Source organism: Comamonas testosteroni, from assembly GCF_000761245.1.
GTDB classification, from domain to species: domain Bacteria; phylum Pseudomonadota; class Gammaproteobacteria; order Burkholderiales; family Burkholderiaceae_C; genus Comamonas; species Comamonas testosteroni_C.
The window spans coordinates 1-23,045 of record NZ_AWOR01000099.1; the positions used below are offsets into that span (position 1 = coordinate 1).

Below are 23,045 nucleotides of genomic sequence, written 5' to 3' on the forward strand. Positions count from 1 at the left end.
TGGCCTGAGGCTGATTTATGCAACAACGCCCATTCACGGTTGCAAACCGTAATTCTGGCGGAAAGCAGCTGGAGTCGAACCAACCCAGGAGTGACTGACACCCCTCACCGGGTTTGAAGCCCGGCCGCGCCACCGGGCACGATTGCCTTCCTTTGAGTCAAGAGTGGCGACTGCCACTCTTGTAGAAGATAGGACCGTGATTGTAGCCAGCAATCCGGCATCCGATGACAAAAGCACGTCAAGGCCGCATATCCCGCTCTACTCTGATTTGATAGCTTGTTGCGCAAGCGGGATAAGGAACCTGGACTGATTTCAGCTGGCATTCCTTGCAGGCTCAGCGTGGCGTGCTATTCCAATGCACGTCAGGGCGCAGCAGATGGGCGTCGCGCACGCGGCGCGTGTAGCCGGTGCGGTCGAAGAATTCGAGAATCTGGATGGCGCGCTTGCGGCCCAGACCAGTTGCGTCGCGGAATGCGCTGGCTTCCACTTCCCCCCTGGCGTGCCGACTGGCGATGTCGGCAACCAGGGCGGCGAGCTCATCCATGCGCGCCGGTGCATAGAACAAATCCTTGACGACCTGGAACAGCTGGCCCTGGCGCGAAAGCTTTTTGAGCAGCTGGCGCACCAGCTCTTCGCCTGCCGCATGGTCGTGCGCCAGATCGCGCACCCAGGGCGGGTCATAGCGGCCTGCAGTGATGGCGGGCAGTAGTTTTTCGGCCAGCGTCTGCTCGGCAGCGCTCAGTTGCACGCTGTGTTGCGGCAAATGCAGCCAGGCGCCGGTGCTGGCTAGCAGCTGGCTGCTGAGCAGGGCATCGACCAGGCCTTGATAGAGCGCGTCGTAGCTGCCTTGCTGCAGGCCGGGCAAGGCCATGCGCCGCAGTCTGGCCGCGTTGACGCCGGGCTCGTCGGGCGATTTTTCGTGAAAACGCGCCAGGCTGTCGATGACCTGGGTCTGCAGCTGCTGCCAGCGCTGCAGGCCCAGCACCAGGGCATCGCCGCCGGCGATGGGCAGCGGGATGGTGTCGGCAAGGCTGGACTCTGAGAGGGTATGGCCGCTCAGACGCACCAGCTGCGAGCGCGCAATGCCGTGCGGAGCCTGTGCAATCAGTGGCCCGAAGTCGCTGCGGGCTATGAGCTGCTCCATGGCGTCGAGGTAGGCCATGCGCTCTGCGCTGCGGCGCTTGCGGCTCGGGGCATAGGGGTCGAGCACCATGCCGCCAGCGATGGTGCGGCTGGCCTGGGCGTTGCGCAGAATCAGGCGATCGCCGGGCAGGGCGAAGACCGGTGCGTCCAGCACCAGTTGCACGCGGGCTTCGGTGCCGGGCTCTATGCCTTGATCCTGCAGCAGTGCCACATGGCCCGTGGTGCGCTTGGTGCCCAGATGCACATGCACTGGAGTCCATTGCTCGAGCGAGGGCGCTTCGCTGAGCAGGTGCAGATGAATATCGAGGCGGTCCGTGGCTTGTAGCAGGCGCGGGTCCATGATACAGTCGCCGCGCTCGATCTCGTCTTTGCCTATGCCTGCCAGATTCAGTGCGCAGCGCTGGCCGGCGACGCCGCTGTCGCTGCTCTGGTTCTGCGCATGAATGCTGCGCACGCGCACGGCCTGCCCGCTGGCCGAGTGCGCCAGCGTGTCGCCCACCCGGACCTGGCCATTGAAGACCGTGCCCGTGACCACCGTGCCCTGGCCCGGCAGCGTGAAGACGCGGTCCACGGCGAGCCGGAACAGGCCGTCCCGGGGACGTGCCTGCATCATCTGGGCCTGCACTTGCAGATGCTCGCGCAGGGCCTGTACGCCGGCGTTGCCGGGTTCTGCGGCATTGGTCTCGAAGATGGGGCTGCCCGCCAGCGCAGTGACGCCGAGAATGGCGTTGATTTCGCGGTGCACGTCGGCAATGCGCTGCGGCAGCACGCGATCGACCTTGGTCAGCGCCACGCTGCCACGCCTGACACCCAGCAGCTGCAGAATTTCCAGATGCTCTATGGTCTGGGGCATGACGCCGTCGTCGGCAGCCACGACCAGCAGGGCGTGATCAATGCCCACGGCACCGGCGGCCATGGTGTGGACGAATTTCTCGTGGCCCGGCACGTCGATGATGCCCAGCACATCGCCGTTGGGCAGCGGGCTGTAGGCGTAACCGAGTTCTATGGAAATGCCGCGGGCTTTCTCTTCCTTGAGGCGATCGGTTTCCACCCCCGTGAGCGCACGCACCAGCGTGGTTTTGCCGTGGTCGATATGGCCTGCGGTTCCGATGATCATGGTGTGCTTATAGTCTTGATAGCTGCTGGCGCTTGTGTCTCAAGCGATGCAAGGTGTTTTTTATGTAAATTCCAGGGGCGGGGCCATGGTGCTGGCTCAGGCCAACTGCGGCAGTTGCGCGGCAAACAGGGCCTGCGCCGGGTTTTCTAGGCAGCGCAGATCCAGCCACAGAGCGTCGTCATGCAGGCGTCCGATCACCGGCCGGGGCAGGCCACGAAAGCGCGCTTCGAGCCGGGTCAGCTGGCGACCCGCCTGCTTGCCGCTGGCCGGATAAATCCTGAGGCCGAAGCTGGGCAGATTTTCCACGGGCAGGGCGCCGCTGCCGATCTGGCTGTTCATGGCAGCGGTCTCCACCACATAGTCCTGGCCCAGTGCCTGCTGAAGCAGAGGCTGCAACTGCTCGGCCTGGGCCTGCATGTCGGCGGCCTTGCGCGTGAACAGGCGCAGCGTGGTCAGCTCCTGGGCGAGCCTTTCGGGGTTCAGATACAGGCGCAGCGTGGGCTCCAGCGCCGCCAGCGTGATCTTGCCCACGCGCAGCGCGCGCTTGAGCGGGTTCTTCTTGATTTGGGCAATCAGCTCCCGCTTGCCGACGATGATGCCGGCCTGCGGGCCGCCCAGGAGCTTGTCGCCGCTGAAGGTGACGATGTCGGCGCCGGACTCGACCGTCTCGCGCACCGTGACTTCATAGGGCAGGCCCCAGTCGCGCATGTCGATCAGTGTGCCGCTGCCCAGGTCGACGATCATGGGCAGATTGCTGTCGTGCGCAATGCGGGCGACATCGGCGTCGCTTACCGCCTTGGTGAAGCCGGTGATGGCGTAGTTGCTGCAATGCACCTTCATGAGTGCGGCTGTGTTCTCGCCTATGGCCGCTGCATAGTCTTTCTCGTGGGTGCGGTTGGTGGTGCCGACTTCGACCAGCCGGGCGCCGGCACGGGTCATGACATCGGGGATGCGGAAGGCTCCGCCAATTTCCACCAGCTCGCCTCGCGAGACCACCACTTCCCGGCCCGTGGCCATGGTGGACAGCACCAGCAGCACGGCAGCGGCGTTGTTGTTGACAACGGTCGCGGCTTCGGCGCCGGTCAGCTCGCAGATCAGCGACTCGACCAGGTCGTCGCGATCGCCGCGGCTGCCGTCCTCAAGGTCATATTCCAGATTGGCCGGGGAGCTCATGGCCTGGACCACGGCATCGATGGCGGCCTGCGGCAGCAATGCACGGCCCAGATTGGTGTGCAGCACCGTGCCGGTGAGATTGAAGACGGCTTGCAGGCGTGGCGCAAACCGGGCTTGAAGCTGGCGTTGTGCAGCTTGCACGATGCTGCCGATGTCGGCCTGCACACTCTGGCCGGGCTGATCGGCAAAACCAAGGAGCTGCTGGCGCAGCCCCGTCAGCACATCGCGTACTGCTTTGGTGCAGGCGTCCAGGCCATAGGACTCGCGCAGCACCTGCATCTCGATCGCGAGCAAGACCTTGTCCACGGCGGGAAGCTGAGATGGGTGCGAAATTTCAGGGGCGGTCGCTGCGGTATTGCTCATGGCCAAGGTGTGTCTGGTCGTCGAAAAAATGAAAAAGGCGGCAGGAGTTCCTGCCGCCTTCATTATGGTGGCGGTTGGAGCCGGCAGGTTTACGCCGCAGGGTCCACCAGCTCGTGATCGGCCTCGCCTTGCTGCTCTTCGGCCACGGCCACAAACAACAGAGGATTGGCGCTGGCGCGCTGAAACTGGGTCTCGCTCATCAGCAGATCCAGCATCAGGCTGGCCAGATCGTCGACGAGGGGCTCGACCATGGGGTTCTTTTCCTGATTCACGACCTTGCGGTAGCTGCCGCATTCGTCGCAGGTCTCGGCCAGAACTTCTTCGCCCGCACCGTCAATGCCCTGGTAGTGGATGCCCTTGGTCGATTCGCAGTGCGTGCACTTGATGCGAACCATATGCCATTCGCAGGCACAGGTGCCGCAATGAGCGTAACGGTGACCGGCCACTTTGCCGCCAATGCGGATGACGCTGGCCACAGGCTCGCTGGCGCAGACGGGGCAGATGCTGGCGGGGTCTGTGTATGGAACGTCTCTGGGGCTGAGTTTGGACGAACGCTTGGCGAAAGCCACCTGCAATGCTGCCATGATGAAAGGAGCCAGGCCCACATGGCGTGCGGCTACTTCTTTTTGCAGCAGCTTTTTGGCGATGTCTTCTCGGATTTCTGGTTCGAGCGCGCGTAGTTCCTTGAGCAGGGGCTGCAGGGGCTCGGGTAGGCCCTCGCTGCCTTGCAGCGTGTCGAGCATATTGTCCAGCACTGTCTGCCAGATGGGATCGATGTTGTCCACAGCAGGCAGCAGGGGCATGGAATGCTCCTGGGCACGTGCCATCAGGGCGGCATCGGCGGGCTCGACCTCCACAGCGCTCACGGCCTTGTGCTGTGCGTCCATGATCTGGGCCACAAACAGCAGATAGTCTGCAATGGGATTGCCGTTGGCCAGCTGGCGCAGGCGTGCAGCGCGTTCGGCGAACAGACTGCTTACCTGGGGCAGCAAGATGCGGGGAAAGCTGGTGTGATCCAGTGCTTCGATTTCACCGGGTTGAAGAATGCGTTGCATTGACAGGGTTTCCAAATGAATCAGCCGCCGAGCGCCGAAAAACGCTTGGCGGCTGGGTTGTTAGGGGAGAGGACTAAAAACCTTAGTCGTTGTCACCCGTCATCTTGCGGTACCAGCCGCGGTGGTGTTGCTTGGCCCAGGCTCGCGTTACTGTGCCATAAAGCATGGCGCGAATGGTGCCCCGGGTCCAGATGGCGGCATACACGTGCATGATGATCAGACCGATCATCCACACGGCAGCGATGGCGTGAACCACCGAAGCGGCTCGCACCACGTTGACCGGCAATGTCCACCAAGCGCGCCACATCAGAAAGCCGGTGATCACGATCAGCAGCATGCCGATTACCAGGCCCCAGAACAACAGCTTCTGACCACCGTTGTACTTGCCCTGTTCGGGCATGTCGTGGTCGTCGCCATCGATCATCTTGTTGACGTTCTTGAGCCATTCGATGTCGCGCGGCTCAACGATGTTGAGCTTGGCGAAACGGCAGGCCATGATGACGAAGAATGCGCCCATGACAACCCCGATGTAGGGGTGCAGGATGCGCGTCCAGGGGCCGCCACCGAACAGATTGGTCAACCAGAAGAAGGCCGGGTGAAAGAACGCCAGACCGGACAGGGCCAGCAAGATGAAGCAAATGCCTACCACCCAGTGGTTGGCGCGCTCCGATGCGTTGTAGCGCACGAGGTCGCGAGGATTGCGTTTCATTTGCCGTTCTCCTTGTTCAGCGCTTCGGCGTCCTTGCGCTCCATTTCATCCTCAAGGTCCTTGGACACGTCGTTGGGTCCCTTGGTGATGTAGTGGAACAGGCTGCCGATTGCGGCTGCACCCAGTGCGGCCATGGCCAGAGGCTTGGCTACACCCTTCCACAGCGACACCATGGGGCTGATGGATGGATCGTCCGGCAGGCCCTTGTACAGCGAAGGCTTGTCCGCGTGATGCAGCACGTACATCACGTGCGTGCCGCCCACGCCCTGCGGGTCGTAGAGACCTGCCTTTTCGTAGCCGCGTTCCTTGAGGTCCACGACACGGCGGGACGCTTGCTCCTGCATGGCTTCCTTGGTGCCAAACTGGATGGCGCCGGTGGGGCAGGTCTTGACGCAGGCGGGCTCCTGGCCAACAGCCACGCGGTCCGAACACAAGGTGCACTTATACGCCTTGTTGTCCTTCTTGGAGATGCGCGGAATGTTGAACGGGCAGCCCGTGATGCAGTAGCCGCAGCCCACGCACTGGTCTTGCTGGAAGTCCACGATGCCGTTGGCATATTGGACGATGGCACCAGGCGAGGGGCAGGCCTTCAGGCAGCCTGGGTCTTCGCAGTGCATGCAGCCGTCCTTGCGGATCAGCCATTCCAGGTTGCCTGTGGCTTCGTTTTCGTATTCGGCAAAGCGCATCACGGTCCACGACTCCGACGTCAGATCCGTCGGGTTGTCGTAGACGCCTGCGGCAACTGTGCCGATTTCGTCGCGAAGGTCGTTCCACTCCATGCAGGCGGTCTGGCAAGCCTTGCAGCCAATGCATTTGGAGACGTCGATCAGCTTGGCGACTTCCCCCGCGTGCGCACCGCGTGCGCTGGGTGCGGGGGTCGTCGTGGCAGAACGGCGTTTGATATCGAGAGACATGGTTGAGGACATCAGCGTGGCTCCTTAGATCTTTTCCACCTTCACGAGGAAGGTCTTGGATTCAGGGGTCAAGCTGTTACCGTCACCCACGGAGGCTGTCAGGTTGTTCGCCAGATAGCCCTTGCGTCCCGTCGTGGAGAAGCCCCAGTGAATAGGCACACCCACATGATGGATGGTCTTGCCATCGATCTTCATGGGCTTGATGCGCTTGGTCACCACGGCAACCGCCTTCACGAAACCGCGCTTGGACGAAACCTTGACCTTCTGGCCGGTCTCTATGCCCAGTTCCTTGCCCAGTGCCTCGCCGATTTCCACGAACTGCTCGGGCTGAACGATGTTGTTCAGCTGAACGTGCTTGGTCCAGTAGTGGAAGTGCTCGGTCAGGCGGTAGGTCGTGCCCACGTGCGGGTAGTCCTTGGGATCGCCCTGGGTGCCCTTGGCGGTTTCCAGGATGCGTATCACGGGGCTGATGACGGCCAGCTTGTTGTTGGGGTACATGGGGTTGTAGCCCAGCGGGTTGTCAAACGCCTCGTAATGCGTGGGGAACGGACCTTCTGCCATACCCTTGCGGGCAAACAGGCGTGCTACCCCTTCGGGGTTCATGATGAAGGGGTTGATCACCTCGGGATCCAGGCCCACGGCCACGTCCGGCACGTCCGCACCGCCCCATTGCTTGCCGTTCCACTTGATCAGCACGCGTTCGGGGTTGAAGGGCTTGCCCTGGCGGTCGCAGGATGCGCGGTTGTACAGCACACGGCGGTTGGCAGGCCAGGCCCAGGCCCAGTTCAGCGTGTTGCCTATGCCTGTCGGGTCGCTGTTGTCGCGGCGCGCCATCTGGTTGCCGGACGAGGTCCAGCTGCCAGCCCATATCCAGCAGCCGCCAAGGGTGGTGCCGTCATCGCGCATTTCGCCGAAGCCCGCCAGTTGCTCGCCGGCCTTGCGGATGAGCTTGGTGGGGTCCTTGGGGTCGAACAGATCCACCAGCGCACGGCCGTTGTATTCCTTGGCCACTTCCTCGGAGGAGGGGTGATCGGCTTCGGCATAAGGCCAGTACAGATTGGTGATGGGCTCGAAGAACTTGCCGCCGTCCTTCTGATAGAGAGCCTTCAGGCGCAGGTGCAGACCGGACATGATGGCAATGTCGGTCTTGGCCTCTCCTGGGGGCTCGGCTGCCTTCCAGTGCCACTGCAGCACGCGCGAGGAGCTGACCACGGCGCCATCTTCTTCGGCGAAGCAGGTGGTTGGCAGGCGGAACACTTCGGTCTGGATGGAAGCGGAGTCCACGTCGTTGAATTCGCCGTGGTTTTTCCAGAACTCGGAAGTTTCTGTGACCAGCGGATCCATGATGACCAGGAACTTCAGCTTCTTGAGACCTTCGCGCACGCTGTTGCTGTTGGCCAGAGCCGCCAAGGGGTTGAAGCCTTGAGCGATGTAGCCGTTGACCTTGCCCTGCGTCATCATCTCGAAGATCTGCAGCATGTCGTACTGCTTGTCCAGCTTGGGCAGATAGTCGAACGCCCAGTTGTTTTCAGCAGTTGCAGCCGCTCCCCACCACGCCTTCATCAGGCTGACATGGAACTTGGGCGTGTTCGACCAGTAATTCATCTGGCCAGGGCGCAGCAGCTTGGGCGTGCGGGTGGCGATGTACTGGTTGTAGTCCTGTTCGGCTTCGTTTGGCAGCGTCAGGTACCCGGGAAGCGAAGCAGACAGGATGCCCAGGTCCGTCAGGCCCTGGATGTTGGAGTGGCCGCGCAGCGCGTTCATGCCGCCGCCAGCGATACCGATATTGCCCAGCAGCAGCTGGATCATGGCACCGGTACGCAGAATCTGCGCACCTGTGGTGTGCTGAGTCCAGCCCAGAGCGTACAGGATGGTGGCAACACGGCCGGCTTCGGCGGTCGAAGCAAGCTTCTCGCACACGTGCAGGAATTTTTCCTTGGGTGTGCCGCAGATGGATTCCACCTTCTCGGGGGTATAGCCTGCGTAGTGCTTCTTGAGCCATTGATAGACGCAGCGAGGGTGTTCCAGCGTGGGATCGACCTTCACAAAGCCATCGTCACCGAGCTCATAGTCCCAGGAGGCCTTGTCGTACGTGCGCTTTTCGGGGTCGTAGCCCGAGAAAATACCTTCGTCGAACGCAAAGTCCTCGCGCACGATGAATGAGAAGTCCGTGTAGTTCTTCACATACTCGTGGTGAATCCTGTCGTTTGTTAGCAGGTAATTGATCACGCCACCGAGGAAGACGATGTCCGAGCCGGAACGGATCGGCGCATAGAAGTCAGCCACGGATGCCGAGCGGTTGAAGCGCGGATCGACCACCATGAAGTGAGCCTTGTTGTGCTCCTTCGCTTCGGTCACCCACTTGAAGCCGCAGGGGTGTGCTTCGGCGGCATTACCGCCCATGATCAAAATAACGTCCGCGTTCTTGATGTCGACCCAATGGTTCGTCATCGCTCCACGGCCAAACGTCGGGGCAAGACCTGCCACCGTCGGGCCGTGTCAGACACGTGCTTGGTTATCGAGTGCAAGAAGGCCCCAGGAGCGGGCCACTTTGTGCGTGATGTAGCCGGCTTCGTTGCTGGAGGCCGAAGCGGCCAGCATGCCGGTGGTCAGCCAGCGGTTGACCTTCTGGCCTTTTTCGTTGGTTTCAACGAAATTGGCGTCGCGGTCTTCCTTGAGCAGCTTGGCGATGCGGTTCAGTGCCTCGTCCCAGGACATGCGCTTCCACTCGGACGAGCCGGGGGCGCGGTATTCGGGGTACTTGAGGCGGCTGGGGCTGTGGACGAAGTCCAGCAGCGATGCACCCTTGGGACACAGCGTGCCGCGATTGACCGGATGATCCGGGTCGCCTTCCACGTGCATCACGGACAGGCGGGAGTTTTTTCCGCCGTCGCCCAGGGCGTACATGAGGATGCCGCAACCTACGGAGCAGTAGGTGCAGGTTTGACGGGTTACGGTGGTGGCTGACAGTTTGTACTGTCGCACCTCAGCAAGGGCGGCTGTGGGTGAGAAGCCCATCAGCGCCAAGCTTGAACCCGCCAGAGTCGAACCAGTCACTTTCATGAACTGGCGTCTGGAGAATTGGTCCATTGTGGGGTACCTTTTCGTATGAACGCTTATGTGAAAGCAAATTTTACGACCCCCCTCATTTTTGATAGCAGTTACAAACCCTTAATTCTTGAGTAACGTTGAGCGACTTTGAGTTTTATGTTTCGTTTTTGTTTTTCTCAATGGCGGCGATAGCTTTCAACCTACGCCTCTCAAGCTATCAACTTTCAGCTCGAAAAGCCATCGGTCAGCAGGCCGAATTGAACAGGAAATTCCTAGTCTGTGTCGCTTTTCCGTGTTTCGATAGGCGGGGGGGCGACGGTGGGGGCAGGGCCTTCTGCAGGCTGTTGCGGATCGGCCGTTGTGCGTTTTTGCGCGATTGCCCGACTCAGCAGCTTCTCTTCCTGCTCCTGCATGGTGGCAAACAGCTCCCAGGCCGCCATGAACAAGGCGGCAATGGCCGGACCGAGCACAAAGCCCGAAAGACCGAACAAGGCCATGCCCCCCAGAGTGGAGATCAGCACCACATAGTCAGGCATCTTGGTGTCCTTGCCGACCAGCAGGGGACGCAGCACGTTATCCACCAGGCCGATGACCAGCACGCCATAGGCCGCCAGGATCAAACCCTTGGTGACGGCGCCTGTGGCCAGGAAGTAGATCGCAACCGGTCCCCAGACCAGGCCCGCCCCCACTGCGGGCAGCAAGGACAGAAAAGCCATCACCACGGCCCAGAGTACCGCGCCCTGAATGCCCAGAATCCAGAAAATCAGGCCCCCCAGCGCACCCTGAGCCGCAGCGACGGCCAGATTGCCCTTGACCGTGGCCCGGATGACGGTGATGAACTTGGTGGCCAGCTCGCGCTTGTGTTCGGCGGCGAGCGGCGTGGCAGCCCAGATGCGTGCGACCAGCTCCTTGCCGTCACGCAGCAGAAAGAAGATGAGATAGAGCATGACGCCGAAGCCCACGACAAAGCCCAGGGTGTTCTGTCCCAGCCCCACGGCCTTGGTGGCCGCGAGCTTGCTGGCCTGCAGCGCGATGTTGGAGAGCTTGGCCTGGATTTCATCCAGAGTGCCCAGGTGCAGCTTTTCCATCCATGGCGTCAGCCAGGAGGGAAGTGCATTGAAGACTTGCTCCACATAGCTGCCGGCGGAGAGGTTGCCGCTGCTGACCTGGTCATAGATGGCCGAGGTCTCCTTGATGAGCGACAGCCCTATCAGAGACAGCGGCAAAATGACCATTACCAGACTAATTAGCAAGGTTGCCAGTGCGGCCAGGGTCGGCCTGTTGGGCATGCGCATCAGCAGCTTGCGGTGCAGGGGGGCGAAGACGATGGCAAATACCACGCCCCAGAAGATGGCAACGGCATATTCCTCGAGAACCAAGCCAAATCCGGCGGTTACTGCTATCAAAAGAAGAATGAATGCACGTTTGTGAAGCGGCAAAAGCGGCATGCGAATCCTTGTTTATGGAGTTCCCGCAATGTAAGCGACTCCCAGGGGTGTAAACATCTTGTCTTTTATAAGACCAAGACTTTGAACAGTGGCACAATGGCTGCCGCAACTTCAGGCCCTTCCCCAGCCACAGTCGCATCCGCCAATCGGTACAGCCGTGTCGCGGGAGGTTCTACAAACCAGCTAATGCTTTCCGAAGGAAAGCGGAGGTCAGCGAGATATGAGCGATCAGTCAACGATCTATCAAGCCTATCAAGGCAACACCTATCTGTTCGGCGGCAATGCGCCCTATGTCGAAGAGATGTACGAGAACTACCTGGCCAACCCCGGCAGCGTTCCCGATTCCTGGCGTGAATACTTCGATGCCCTGCAGCATGTGCCTGCAGTGGATGGCACCGACAACAAGGACGTTCCCCACCTGCCCGTGATCAATGCTTTCGCAGAGCGCGCAAAGCAGGGTGGCACCAAGGTGGTGGTGGCTTCCGGCGCTGACTCCGAACTGGGTCGCAAGCGCACGGCCGTGCAGCAGTTGATTGCAGCCTACCGCAACGTGGGTCAGCGCTGGGCCGATCTGGATCCCCTCAAGCGCACCGAGCGCCCCGAAATTCCCGAGCTGGAGCCTGCCTTCTACGGCTTCACCGACGCCGACCAGGAAGTGGTGTTCAACACCAGCAACACCTTCTTCGGCAAGGAAAGCATGACGCTGCGCGAGCTGATGAATGCTCTGCGCGAAACCTACTGCGGCACCCTGGGCGCCGAGTACATGTATGCCACCAATCAGAATCAAAAGCGCTGGTGGCAGCAACGCCTGGAATCGATCCGCTCCAAGCCCGTCTTCAATGCGGACGAGAAAAAGCGCATCCTGGACCGCCTGACCGCTGCCGAAGGCCTGGAGCGCTATCTGCACACCAAGTATGTGGGCCAGAAGCGCTTCTCGCTGGAAGGTGGCGAGTCCTTCATTGCCGCCATGGACGAGCTGATCAACTCCGCCAGCGCCAAGGGCGTGCAGGAAGTCGTGATCGGCATGGCTCACCGTGGCCGTCTGAACGTGCTGGTCAACACCCTGGGCAAGGCGCCCAAGGATCTGTTTGCCGAGTTCGACCACACCGCTCCCGAAGATCTGCCTGCCGGTGACGTGAAGTATCACCAGGGCTTCAGCTCCGACGTGTCTGCCAAGGGCGGCCCCGTTCACCTGTCGCTGGCCTTCAACCCCTCGCACCTGGAAATCGTCAACCCCGTGGTGGAAGGTTCGGTGCGCTCGCGCATGGATCGTCGCGACGACCCCATGGGCAAGCAAGTGCTGCCCGTGCTGGTGCACGGTGACGCAGCCTTCGCCGGCCAGGGCGTGAACCAGGAAACCCTGGCGCTGTCCGAAACCCGTGGCTACACCACCGGCGGTACGGTTCACATCATCATCAACAACCAGATCGGTTTCACCACCTCTGATCCCCGCGACCTGCGCTCCACGCTGTATTGCACCGACATCGTCAAGATGATCGAGTCGCCCGTGCTGCACGTGAATGGCGATGATCCCGAAGCCGTGTGCCTGGCCATGCAACTGGCGCTGGAGTTCCGTATGGAGTTCTCCAAGGACGTGGTGGTCGATATCATCTGCTTCCGCAAGCTGGGTCACAACGAGCAGGACACACCTGCACTGACACAGCCTCTGATGTACAAGAAGATCGCTGCCCACCCCGGCACGCGCAAGCTGTACGCAGACAAGCTGGCCACTCAAGGCCTGGGCGACACGCTGGGCGACGATATGGTCAAGGCCTATCGCGCCGCCATGGACGAAGGTCGTCACACCCAGGACGTGGTGCTGACCAACTTCAAGAGCAAGTACGCCGTGGACTGGAGCCCCTTCGTGGGCAAGACCTGGACCGACGCTGGCGACACAGCTATTCCCTTGACTGAGTGGAAGCGCCTGGCCGAGAAGATCACGACTTTGCCTGCCAGCGTGAACCCTCATGCTCTGGTCAAGAAGGTGTACGACGATCGCGCAGCCATGGGCCGCGGCGATGTGAACGTGGACTGGGGCATGGGTGAAACCATGGCCTTCGGCTCCCTGGTCGCTTCGGGCTATCCCGTGCGTCTGTCGGGTGAAGACTCGGGTCGCGGCACCTTCACGCACCGTCACGCCGTGGTTCATGACCAGAAGCGTGAAAAGTGGGACGAGGGCACATATATTCCCTTGCAGAACGCTGCAGAGAATCAGGCTCCGTTCGTCGTGATCGACTCCATCCTGTCCGAAGAGGCAGTGCTGGGCTTCGAATACGGCTATGCATCGAACGATCCCAACACCCTGGTGGTGTGGGAAGCCCAGTTCGGCGACTTCGCCAACGGCGCCCAGGTGGTGATCGACCAGTTCATCGCATCCGGTGAAGTGAAGTGGGGCCGTGTCAACGGCCTGACACTGATGCTGCCTCACGGCTATGAAGGCCAGGGCCCCGAGCACAGCTCGGCGCGTCTGGAGCGCTTCATGCAGTTGGCTGCCGACACCAATATGCAGATCGTGCAGCCCACAACGGCCAGCCAGATCTTCCACGTGCTGCGTCGCCAGATGGTTCGTGGCCTGCGCAAGCCGCTGGTCATCATGACTCCCAAGTCGCTGCTGCGTAACAAGGACGCCACGTCGCCTCTGTCCGAATTCACCTCTGGTGGTTTCCAGACCGTGATCCCCGAGCAGGACGAAACCATCGTCAAGAACGCTGCCAAGGTCAAGCGCATCATCGCCTGCTCGGGCAAGGTGTACTACGATCTGGTCAAGAAGCGTGCCGAGAAGGAATCCAAGGACGTCGCCATCATCCGCGTCGAGCAGCTGTATCCCTTCCCCCACAAGGCGTTCGCAGCCGAAGTGAAGAAGTACGCCAACGCTACTGACATCGTGTGGTGCCAGGATGAGCCTCAGAACCAGGGTGCCTGGTTCTTCATCCAGCACAACATCCACGAGAACATGCGTGAAGGCCAGAAGCTGGGCTACTCCGGTCGCGCCGCGTCCGCTTCGCCCGCCGTTGGCTACGCGCATCTGCACCAAGAGCAACAAAAGGCACTGGTGGAAGGCGCATTCGCCAAGCTCAAGGGCTTTGTCCTGACCAAGTAATACAGGCGACACCCCCTGTCCGAGGACAGGGGGCACAAGAAACATCTTTGGAAAGAATTCAAAATGGCAATCGTTGAAGTTAAAGTCCCCCAGCTGTCCGAATCCATCACTGAAGCCACCATGCTGACCTGGAAGAAAAAGGTCGGCGAGGCAGTGGCCATCGATGAAATCCTCATCGAAATCGAAACCGACAAGGTCGTGCTGGAAGTGCCTGCTCCTTCGGCTGGCGTGATCACCGAAATCCTGCAAGGCGACGGCGCAACCGTGGCGGCCGAGCAAGTGATCGCCAAGATCGACTCCGAAGCCGTCGCTGGTGCTGCTGCTCCTGCTGCCGCCCCCGCTGCTGCTGCGACTCCCGCTGCTGCCCCCGTGGCCGCCGCTCCTGCCGGCGCCGACAAGAGCGGCGTGGCCATGCCTGCTGCTGCCAAGATCCTGGCCGACAACAACCTGTCCGCTGCCAACGTGGCTGGCACAGGCAAGGACGGCCGCGTGACCAAGGGTGATGCACTGGGTGCCATCAAGGCCGGCGCAGCCATCCCCACCGGCGCTCCCAAGGCGGCTTTGCCTCAGGTTGCGGCTCCCGTGACCAAGGAAAACCTGGGTGACCGTCCCGAGCAGCGCGTGCCCATGACACGTCTGCGCGCCCGTATTGCCGAGCGTCTGCTGCAATCCCAGGCGACCAACGCCATCCTGACCACGTTCAACGAAGTGAACATGGCTCCCGTGATGGAACTGCGCAAGAAGTTCCAGGACCAGTTCACCAAGGAACATGGCGTGAAGCTGGGCTTCATGTCCTTCTTCGTCAAGGCTGCAGTGCATGCCCTGAAGAAGTTCCCCGCAGTGAACGCCTCCATTGACGGCAACGACATCGTCTACCACGGCTACTTCGACATCGGTATCGCTGTGAGCTCGCCTCGCGGTCTGGTGGTGCCCATCCTGCGCAATGCAGACCAGATGAGCTTCGCCGACATCGAAAAGAAGATTGTCGAATTCGGTCAGAAGGCCAAGGAAGGCAAGCTGGGCATTGAAGAGATGACCGGCGGTACCTTCTCCATCTCCAATGGCGGCACCTTCGGCTCGATGATGTCCACCCCCATCATCAACCCCCCTCAGTCCGCCATTCTGGGCGTGCACGCCACCAAGGATCGCGCCGTGGTCGAGAACGGTCAGATCGTGATCCGTCCCATGAACTACCTGGCCATGTCCTATGACCACCGCATCATCGACGGCCGCGAAGCCGTGCTGAGCCTGGTGGCCATGAAGGACGCGCTGGAAGATCCTTCTCGCCTCCTGTTTGATCTGTAATTCAGCAGATCGAGCTTCTACAAAGCCCACCACCAAAAGCGGTGGGCTTTTTTCGAGTTAAACAGAGAAAAGATTCAAATCATGAGCAAGCAATTTGACGTCGTCGTGATCGGCGCAGGCCCCGGCGGCTACATCGCTGCCATCCGCGCTGCACAACTGGGTTTCAACGTCGCCTGTATCGACGAGTGGAAGAACGCCGCTGGCGGCGCTGCTCCCGGCGGCACCTGCACCAACGTGGGCTGCATTCCCTCCAAGGCGTTGCTGCAGTCTTCCGAGCATTTCGAGCATGCCAAGCTGCACTTTGCCGACCACGGCATCTCCACCGGCAAGGTCGAGATGGACGTGGCCAAAATGATCGCCCGCAAGGAAGCGATCGTGAAGCAGAACAACGACGGCATCCTGTACCTGTTCAAGAAGAACAAGGTTACTTTCTTCCACGGCCGCGGCTCCTTCGTCAAGGCTGTCGAAGGCGGCTATGAAATCAAGGTTGCCGGCAAGGAAGAGGAAGTCATCACCGGCAAGCAGATCGTGGTGGCCACTGGCTCCAACGCCCGTGCTCTGCCCGGCGTGGCTTTCGACGAAGAAAACATCCTGTCCAACGACGGCGCTCTGAGCCTGGGCAAGGCTCCCAAGAAGCTTGGCCTGATCGGTGCCGGTGTGATCGGTCTGGAAATGGGCTCGGTCTGGCGCCGTCTGGGCACGGAAGTGACCGTGCTCGAAGGCATGGACAAGTTCCTGCCCGTGGTGGACGAGCAGATCGCCAAGGAAGCCAAGAAGGCGTTCGACAAGCAAGGTCTGAAGATCGAGCTGGGCGTGAAGATCGGTGAAGTCAAGTCCGGCAAGAAGGGCGTGACCGTTGCCTACACCAATGCCAAGGGCGAAGCCCAGACGCTGGAAGTGGACAAGCTGATCGTCTCGATCGGCCGTACCGCCAACACCAACGGCCTGAACGCCGAAGCCGTGGGCCTGGCCCTGGATGAGCGCGGCGCCATCGTGGTGGACGATCTGTGCAAGACCAATCTGCCTGACGTGTGGGCTGTGGGCGACGTGGTGCGCGGCCCCATGCTGGCGCACAAGGCCGAGGAAGAAGCCGTGGCCGTGGCCGAGCGCATTGCCGGCCAGCACGGCCATGTGAACTTCGCCACCCTGCCTTCGGTGATCTACACCAGCCCCGAAGTGGCATGGGTGGGCCGCACCGAACAGCAGCTCAAGGCTGAAGGCGTCAAGTACAAGGCAGGCTCCTTCCCCTTCCTGGCCAACGGCCGCGCGCGCGCACTGGGCGACACGACCGGCATGGTCAAGTTCCTGGCCGATGCCGAGACTGACGAGATCCTGGGCGTGCACATGGTGGGTCCCATGGTGTCCGAGCTAATTTCCGAAGCCGTGGTGGCCATGGAGTTCAAGGCATCGAGCGAAGACATCGCCCGTATCTGCCACGCTCACCCCTCGCTGTCCGAATCCACCAAGGAAGCGGCTCTGGCTGTGGACAAGCGCACCCTGAACTTCTAAGTTTTTTTCAGTCTTGCGCGCAGGTTTTGACATGGCTGTGAAGTGCCCGCGCGCAGGCTGAGTTTCTTTTAGAATTCAGAACAAGATGGCTGCTAACGCTTAGTGCATAAGCGGTAGCAGCTATTGTTTTTTGAGCATCTGGAGACAAGACGGTGAATGTAAGACAAGCCTACGAGGCGGAACTGGCCGCCAAGGGTTTCAAAAGCGATCCCGCGCAGTTGCGTGCAGTCGATGCGTTGCAGCGCTGTGCTGACGAGTGGGCCGTGTACAAGGGCAAGCGCTCCAATGCTCTCAAGAAACTGATCAATCACCCCGGTCTGCCCAAGGGCGTCTACATGTACGGTGGGGTGGGGCGCGGCAAGAGCTTTCTGATGGAGTGCTTCTTCAACGCCGTGCCTCTCAAGCGCAAGGTGCGCCTGCACTTTCACGAATTCATGCGCGAAGTGCACCGCGAGATGCATCTCATGCAAGGCACGCAGAATCCGCTCGATGCCCTTGGCGCCAAGATCGCCAAGAAGTACAAGCTGATCTGTTTTGACGAGTTCCATGTCGCCGATATCACCGATGCCATGATTCTCTACAAGCTGCTCGAGTCGCTGTTTGCCAACGGCGTGGGCTTTGTGACGACCTCCAACTTCGAGCCTGATGGTCTCTATCCCGGTGGCTTGCATCGCGACCGGATCCTGCCTGCGATTGCCCTGCTCAAGGAGCGCATGGAAGTGGTGAATGTGGACAACGGCACCGACTATCGCCGCCGCACTCTCGAGGATGCCAAGCTCTATCATTGCCCGTTGGGCCCGGAGGCCGATGCTGCGATGAAGGAGACCTTCGATCGCCTGGCCGAAGCCCATGATGAAGAGCCGGTGATGCAGATCGAGACTCGCAAGATTGCGGCCAAGCGCCGTGCCGGCGGCGTCGTGTGGTTTGACTTCCGTGAACTCTGTGGCGGCCCACGCTCGCAGAACGACTATCTCGAAATCGCCACGCAGTTTCACACCATCTTGCTGTCCGACGTGCCCGAGCTGCATGTGAACATGGCTTCGGCCGCGCGGCGCTTCACGCTGCTGGTGGACGTGCTCTACGATCGCCATGTCAAGCTCATTGTGTCGGCTGCCGTGGCGCCCGAGAAGATCTATACCGAAGGACCTCTGTCCCACGAGTTTCCGCGCACCGTCTCGCGCCTCAACGAGATGCGCTCCAAGGAGTATCTGGCGCTTGAGCGCCGCGTGGTTGACACCAGCTTGACCTGATCGCCTGCAGGCAACTGCCCGCGGCTTTAAGATGCCAGCCTGTACTTCGAGTTCCGAGTTGATGACGATGCCCACTATCCTTGCCCAGCTGATCCGCCGCCGCATTGCGGGCTTTGCACTTGCGCCCCTGGCCGCCGTCTGGCTGGCTTGTGCGCCGGCCATGGCTCAGGTAAAGGCGGATTCGGCACAGCAGACCGACAGGCAGGCTCAGAAGGCGGCGGCCGAGAAGGCGCGTCAGCATCTGCACCAGCAGCGCGAAGCAGAGCGCGACGAGATTCTCAGCAAGCGCGCCGTCATCGAGCAGCAGCGCGTGGCTGACGAAAAGCTCTGCTACCAGAAGTTTGCCGTGGAGGGCTGTCTGGCCGATGCCCGCAGGGCGGCACGTGAAAAAGATGCGCCGCTGCGTGCGCGTGAGCTGGAAATCAACGATACGGAGCGCAAGGAAAAGGCGGCGGCCAAGCTGCAGGCCATCGAAGAGAAAAAAGCCGAAAACGCTGCCGTGCCCATGAAGTCGCAGCAACGCGATAAGAGTGACAAGAGCTTGCCGCAGCCCGCTGGCTCGGGTGCCAAACCTGCAGTTGACGAGCAGGCGGCGCGGGCCCAGCGCCAGACCGAGGCTCAGCAGCGTGCCAGCAAGCAGGCCGACTATGTGCGCCGCCACGAGCAAAGCCGTGCCCAAGCCGATCAGGGACGAGCCGAGCGTGAAGCCAAGGCCCGGGCAGATCATGAGGCCAAGCTAAAGGCTGCAGCCGAGCACAAAGCCAGAGCCTTGCAGCAGGCCAAGGAGCGCGGTCAGACTGCAGCGCCGCTGCCAGCACCTGCTCCCTGATGCATTCGAGGATCGATAGTGCTCAACAGCAGGGTGCTGCCGGAAGCATTGCTGCAAGCGCGCGTTTCCAGGGCGTTTCCAGGGCGTTTAAAGATGTCTTGTCTGGGCCGAGAACTCTTCAAGCGCTTGCTGCTGCGGCTGAGGTATCCAGCTTGAGTATCGCCAGCGAGAGGTTGTCACCACCACCAGCCGCGCGCCGCCTGGCTTTTTCAATCAAGAATTGAGAGGCTTCGCGTGGCGAGAGTCCGTCAAGCACAGTGCCCAGCTCCTGTGCGGTGAAGTAATGCCACAGGCCGTCCGAGCAGGCCATCAGGCTGTCGCCCGGCAGCAGTTTCTCGATCATGTGGTGGCTCATGGGCGGCGGCGGCTCGGCTCCCAGGCAGCCCAGCAAGATATTGGACCGTGGGTGGCGCTGGGCCTCGGTTTCAGTGAGCTCGCCGCGGTCGACCAGTGCCTGTACATAGGAGTGATCGAGCGAGCGGTGCACCAGGGCGGCGCCGCGAAAATGGTAGAGCCGTGAATCGCCGGAGTGCATGAAGTGGCAGCGATTGTCGGGCAGCACCACGAAGGCCGCGATGGTGCTGTGGGGCTCCTGTTCCGCTGCTATGGCGGTAAGGCGAATGACGGTGTGGGCATCTTGCACAATGGTGCGCAGCATGCGTGTGCAGTCTTCCTTGGCGGGCTCAAAGCGCTCGAAAAGCTGGCGAGCCGTCAGCATGACCTGATCGGATGCCTTTCTCCCGCCGCTGCGCCCGCCCATGCCATCGGCTACCACGCCGAGAATGCAGCCCTTGGCATAGGGGTGCGCCATGAGCAGAACCTGGTCCTGCTGGTATTCTCGGTCACCGCGATGAATGCCGGTGGCCGCCTCAATGCGGTAGCTGGATGACATGAGTGTGTGCGAGAGCGCTCGCAGAGCGAGATTTAACGTTACGTTACATTTTATCGGCCAGAGGCAGGGCTTCGGCGAATATTTGCGATCTTATGTGAGCTTGAGCTGACTTGGCTTGTTGGAAGGTGAAACGGTTTTGACTCATTTGCAGGAGGCGGTCGCGCAGGTTTTTGCGCAGCAAGGTGCGCTCTCGCTGGCCGAGCCCGCATTCACGCCGCGCCCAGGCCAGACCCGCATGGCGCTGGCAGTGGTTCAGGCCATAGAGGAGGGCGGGGTGCTGGTGGTGGAGGCAGGCACGGGTGTTGGCAAGACCTACGCTTATCTGGTGCCTGCCTTGCTCAGCGGTCAGCGCGTGCTTGTGTCCACGGCCACCAAGGCGCTGCAGGACCAGTTGTTTGCCCGTGATCTTCCGCGCCTGGTTCATGGCCTGGGCCTGCCTTTGCGCATGGCCAGACTCAAGGGGCGTTCTTCCTATCTATGTACGGAGCGGCTGGAGCGTGTGCGCCAGGGCCGTACGGCTCCCCAGGATCCACAGGTGCTGCGCGCCGTGGCGGATGTCGAGCGCTGGGCCAGGGTCACGCGTACCGGTGATCTTGCCGAGCTGACGGCGCTGGATGAGCGCTCCCCTGTGATGCCCTTGGTGAGCTCCACCAAGGACAATTGCATGGGCTCTGACTGCCCGCACTGGCAGGGCTGCCATGTCAACCAGGCGCGTCAGCAAGCGTTGGAGGCCGATGTGGTGGTGGTCAACCATCACCTGCTGTTTGCCGATCTCGATGTGCGCGACAGCGGCATGGCTCATCTTTTGCCCAACACCGGCGTGGTGGTGATCGATGAAGCCCATCAGCTCAACGATATCGGCGTGCAGTTTGCCGGAGAGGCTGTGTCCAGTCAGCAGTTGGTGGGGTACGCACGTGATGCCCTTCGGCTGACGCAGGAGCATGCACGCGGCATGGCCGACTGGCTGGTGCTCTGTGCCACGCTGGAGCAGGCCATGCGTGAGCTGCGCCTGCAGGCGGGCAAGCCTCCGGTCGGAGGGCGGCTTGCGTGGCAAGCGGTGACCCCGCAGGGACTGGATGCGGTGAAATGGCGTGCGGCACTGGTGCGGCTGGGGCAGAGCCTGCGTGCCCTGTTGATTCCACTCTCAAGCCTGGAGGGTGCAGGGGCCGAGTTGCAGCGCCTGTATGAGCGCGGCGCAGAGTTGCTCGCGCGACTGGCACGCTTTGCAGCACCTGCAGATGATGAATGCGTGCGCTGGCTGGAGGTCGGTGCGCAGTATCTGCGCATGCTGGAGTCTCCGCTGTCGATTGCCCGCATCATGCAGCAGCGGCTGCTTCGGCGCTCGCTGGAGGATGCCGGCGCGGACCAGGGCGAGGAGTCCGATCCTTCAAGGAAGAAGGCCTGGATTTTCACCTCGGCCACATTGGGCAATGACGCTCAGCTGAGCTGGTTTGTCGAGTCCTGCGGCCTGCGCGGCGCTCAGGTGCTACAGGTGGAAAGTCCGTTTGACTACCATCGGCAAGCCGGCGTCTATGTGCCCCAGCCCTTTGCTGCGGCTGGCAGCGCACAGCACAGCCAGCAGGTCGCCCAGCTGGTGCTGGATGCAGCGCAGCGCATAGGCGGCCGCACCCTGGTGCTGACCACCACACTCAAGGCCCTGCATGCGATCAGCGCATCGCTGCGCACCAGCCTGGGCCTGTTTGCAGATCTGGATGTGCTGGTACAGGGCGAGGCGCCCAAGCTGGCCTTGATTCAGCGCTTTATGGCCGCCGGGGCAGTCGCTGGGCGAGGAGCTGTTCTGGTGGCTTCCGCCACTTTCTGGGAGGGTGTGGACCTGCCCGGCGACATGCTGCAGCTGGTGGTGATCGACAAGCTTCCGTTTCCGCCACCTGACGACCCCCTGGTCGAAGCCCGTTCGCGACTGCTGGAGAGCGTGGGGCGAGGGGCGTTTCATGATTACATGCTGCCCGAAGCGGCCCTGGCCCTCAAGCAAGGGGCCGGACGTCTGATCCGTAGTGAAGCCGATCGTGGCGTGCTGGTCATCTGCGACAGTCGCTTGATGACGATGGGCTATGGAGCGGAGTTGATGTCGGCATTGCCTCCCATGCGCGTGCTGGGCAGTCAGCCGGAGTTCGAGGCGGCGCTGGAGCAGTTGGCGGCGCAACACGCCAAGCGTGACGGCGAGCAGACGCCGGTGCAGGATTCAGAGGCGTAGAAATGAAAAAGGATGCGCTTGACGCATCCTTTTGTCCCTTGGGCGGCAAACGCTGCTTACCAGAGCTTCCACCAGGATTCTTTTTTCCTCTCTACGTTTTGCTCGGCGTTGGCGCCATAGCTGCTCTCCAGCACACGCTGGGCGTCGTCACGCAGCTGAGTCATGCCCAGGGCGTCATAGGATTTGACGAGGATCACCATGGCTTCGCGTACCGAGGGCACGTTCTGGTAGTCCCTGATGGCAGTCTGCGCACGGGCAATGGCCGCCACATAGGCGCCTCGGCTGTAGTAATACTTGGCGACATGGACTTCGTACTGGGCAAGCGAGTTCACGATGTACTGCATGCGCTGGCGGGCATCATCGGAGTACTTGGAGTCTGGAAAGCGGGTCACCAGTTCGCGGAAGGACTCAAACGAATCCTTGGCGGCCTTCTGGTCGCGCTCGGACAGATCCTGGCGGGTCAGCCAGCCAAACATGCCCAGGTTGTCATTGAAGTTGACCAGGCCCTTGAGGTAGAGGGCGTAGTCCATGGCGGGGCTGGCAGGATGCAGCTTGGTGAAACGGTCCAGAGTGGCCAGAGCCTGCACTTTTTCGCCGGCCTTGTACTGGGCATAGGCTTTTTCCAACTGGGCTTGCTGGGCCAGTGGCGTGCCGGCAGCACGGCCTTCGAGCTTTTCAAACAGCGGCACGGCCTTGTCATAGGCGCCGGAGGAAGATTCATCGCGCGCTTCGGTATAGATGCGCTCGGGTGTCCACTTGGCCGTCGGGTCGTCCTTGGTGCTGGAGCATCCCGCCAGCGTGGCGGCGATTAACACGGCAGGGACTAGAGTCAGTGAAATACGCGGCATGGTGGACAGTTTTCTGACAATCATTAGCGGTAATAGGAGGCAGGCCCGTCGCATCTGGCGGCAAGGCGCAAAACCTACACCATACACCACCAGGCCCGGACCTTCCTGAAAAAGGATCGACGCA

At 61.3% G+C, this 23,045-nt stretch carries 15 protein-coding genes and 1 tRNA gene; 6 read left to right on the forward strand and 10 right to left on the reverse strand.

The window, feature by feature from the left end; genetic code table 11:
• Positions 1 to 55: 55 nt before the first annotated feature.
• The 8 genes from P353_RS29385 to P353_RS25415 all read right to left on the reverse strand — a co-directional run bounded on the left by P353_RS29385 (position 56) and on the right by P353_RS25415 (position 10,973).
• Positions 56 to 151, reverse strand: a tRNA-Sec gene (locus P353_RS29385).
• Positions 152 to 334: 183 nt separating this feature from the next.
• Positions 335 to 2,260, reverse strand: coding sequence for a selenocysteine-specific translation elongation factor (gene selB, locus P353_RS25380; protein ID WP_034375823.1), 1,926 nt, complete (start codon positions 2,258 to 2,260; stop codon positions 335 to 337).
• Positions 2,261 to 2,356: 96 nt separating this feature from the next.
• A complete protein-coding gene (gene selA / locus P353_RS25385; protein ID WP_034376161.1) occupies positions 2,357 to 3,796 on the reverse strand; it encodes an L-seryl-tRNA(Sec) selenium transferase in 1,440 nt (479 codons plus the stop codon).
• 89 nt (positions 3,797 to 3,885) lie between these two features.
• Complete coding sequence (gene fdhE, locus P353_RS25390; RefSeq protein WP_034375824.1) at positions 3,886 to 4,851, reverse strand: formate dehydrogenase accessory protein FdhE; 966 nt, start codon at positions 4,849 to 4,851, stop codon at positions 3,886 to 3,888.
• A gap of 82 nt (positions 4,852 to 4,933) precedes the next feature.
• A complete protein-coding gene (locus P353_RS25395) occupies positions 4,934 to 5,560 on the reverse strand; it encodes a formate dehydrogenase subunit gamma (RefSeq protein ID WP_003066500.1) in 627 nt (208 codons plus the stop codon).
• Complete coding sequence (gene fdxH, locus P353_RS25400; protein ID WP_034375825.1) at positions 5,557 to 6,486, reverse strand: formate dehydrogenase subunit beta; 930 nt, start codon at positions 6,484 to 6,486, stop codon at positions 5,557 to 5,559. Before fdxH ends, P353_RS25395 begins: the two co-directional genes overlap by 4 nt.
• Positions 6,487 to 6,498: 12 nt before the next feature.
• A complete protein-coding gene (fdnG, locus tag P353_RS25405; protein ID WP_155500060.1) occupies positions 6,499 to 9,564 on the reverse strand; it encodes a formate dehydrogenase-N subunit alpha in 3,066 nt (1,021 codons plus the stop codon).
• A gap of 233 nt (positions 9,565 to 9,797) precedes the next feature.
• Positions 9,798 to 10,973 (reverse strand): AI-2E family transporter, encoded by a 1,176-nt coding sequence (locus P353_RS25415; RefSeq protein ID WP_034375830.1) that lies wholly within the window; start codon positions 10,971 to 10,973, stop codon positions 9,798 to 9,800.
• A 220-nt stretch (positions 10,974 to 11,193) separates the two neighbouring features.
• On the opposite strand from P353_RS25415, the gene P353_RS25420 reads away from it, so the two are divergent.
• The 5 genes from P353_RS25420 to P353_RS25440 all read left to right on the forward strand — a co-directional run bounded on the left by P353_RS25420 (position 11,194) and on the right by P353_RS25440 (position 18,966).
• Positions 11,194 to 14,073, forward strand: a complete 2,880-nt coding sequence (locus P353_RS25420) for a 2-oxoglutarate dehydrogenase E1 component (protein WP_034375832.1) — start codon at positions 11,194 to 11,196, stop codon at positions 14,071 to 14,073.
• Positions 14,074 to 14,136: 63 nt separating this feature from the next.
• Positions 14,137 to 15,378, forward strand: coding sequence for a 2-oxoglutarate dehydrogenase complex dihydrolipoyllysine-residue succinyltransferase (gene odhB, locus P353_RS25425; RefSeq protein WP_003079542.1), 1,242 nt, complete (start codon positions 14,137 to 14,139; stop codon positions 15,376 to 15,378).
• 81 nt (positions 15,379 to 15,459) lie between these two features.
• Positions 15,460 to 16,887 carry a dihydrolipoyl dehydrogenase gene (gene lpdA / locus P353_RS25430; protein ID WP_034375834.1) on the forward strand — a complete coding sequence of 476 codons (1,428 nt, stop codon included), beginning with the start codon at positions 15,460 to 15,462 and terminating at the stop codon, positions 16,885 to 16,887.
• A 152-nt stretch (positions 16,888 to 17,039) separates the two neighbouring features.
• Positions 17,040 to 18,137, forward strand: a complete 1,098-nt coding sequence (gene zapE / locus P353_RS25435; RefSeq protein WP_034375836.1) for a cell division protein ZapE — start codon at positions 17,040 to 17,042, stop codon at positions 18,135 to 18,137.
• A 67-nt stretch (positions 18,138 to 18,204) separates the two neighbouring features.
• Entirely contained in the window at positions 18,205 to 18,966 is a 762-nt protein-coding gene (locus P353_RS25440; RefSeq protein WP_034375837.1) for a hypothetical protein, read from the forward strand.
• Between the two features lie 118 nt (positions 18,967 to 19,084).
• On the opposite strand, the gene P353_RS25445 is transcribed toward P353_RS25440, so the two are convergent.
• Positions 19,085 to 19,858 (reverse strand): PP2C family protein-serine/threonine phosphatase, encoded by a 774-nt coding sequence (locus tag P353_RS25445; RefSeq protein WP_034375838.1) that lies wholly within the window; start codon positions 19,856 to 19,858, stop codon positions 19,085 to 19,087.
• A 136-nt stretch (positions 19,859 to 19,994) separates the two neighbouring features.
• On the opposite strand from P353_RS25445, the gene P353_RS25450 reads away from it, so the two are divergent.
• The gene (locus P353_RS25450; protein WP_052085020.1) at positions 19,995 to 22,073 is read left to right on the forward strand and encodes an ATP-dependent DNA helicase; all 2,079 of its coding nucleotides are present in this window, start codon (positions 19,995 to 19,997) and stop codon (positions 22,071 to 22,073) included.
• A 56-nt stretch (positions 22,074 to 22,129) separates the two neighbouring features.
• Here P353_RS25450 and P353_RS25455 read toward each other — a convergent pair whose 3' ends face one another.
• The gene (locus tag P353_RS25455) at positions 22,130 to 22,921 is read right to left on the reverse strand and encodes an outer membrane protein assembly factor BamD (RefSeq protein WP_034376165.1); all 792 of its coding nucleotides are present in this window, start codon (positions 22,919 to 22,921) and stop codon (positions 22,130 to 22,132) included.
• Positions 22,922 to 23,045 lie beyond the last annotated feature (124 nt).

Excerpts from the sequence above, each read along its gene's own strand:
- selB (WP_034375823.1), bottom strand. The coding sequence starts at position 2,260 with ATGATCATCGGAACCGCAGGCCATATCGACCACGGCAAAACCACGCTG.
- selA (WP_034376161.1), bottom strand. The coding sequence starts at position 3,796 with ATGAGCAATACCGCAGCGACCGCCCCTGAAATTTCGCACCCATCTCAG.
- fdhE (WP_034375824.1), bottom strand. The coding sequence starts at position 4,851 with ATGCAACGCATTCTTCAACCCGGTGAAATCGAAGCACTGGATCACACC.
- P353_RS25395 (WP_003066500.1), bottom strand. The coding sequence starts at position 5,560 with ATGAAACGCAATCCTCGCGACCTCGTGCGCTACAACGCATCGGAGCGC.
- fdxH (WP_034375825.1), bottom strand. The coding sequence starts at position 6,486 with ATGTCCTCAACCATGTCTCTCGATATCAAACGCCGTTCTGCCACGACG.
- P353_RS25415 (WP_034375830.1), bottom strand. The coding sequence starts at position 10,973 with ATGCCGCTTTTGCCGCTTCACAAACGTGCATTCATTCTTCTTTTGATA.
- P353_RS25420 (WP_034375832.1), top strand. The coding sequence starts at position 11,194 with ATGAGCGATCAGTCAACGATCTATCAAGCCTATCAAGGCAACACCTAT.
- odhB (WP_003079542.1), top strand. The coding sequence starts at position 14,137 with ATGGCAATCGTTGAAGTTAAAGTCCCCCAGCTGTCCGAATCCATCACT.
- lpdA (WP_034375834.1), top strand. The coding sequence starts at position 15,460 with ATGAGCAAGCAATTTGACGTCGTCGTGATCGGCGCAGGCCCCGGCGGC.
- P353_RS25440 (WP_034375837.1), top strand. The coding sequence starts at position 18,205 with ATGCCCACTATCCTTGCCCAGCTGATCCGCCGCCGCATTGCGGGCTTT.
- P353_RS25445 (WP_034375838.1), bottom strand. The coding sequence starts at position 19,858 with ATGTCATCCAGCTACCGCATTGAGGCGGCCACCGGCATTCATCGCGGT.
- P353_RS25455 (WP_034376165.1), bottom strand. The coding sequence starts at position 22,921 with ATGCCGCGTATTTCACTGACTCTAGTCCCTGCCGTGTTAATCGCCGCC.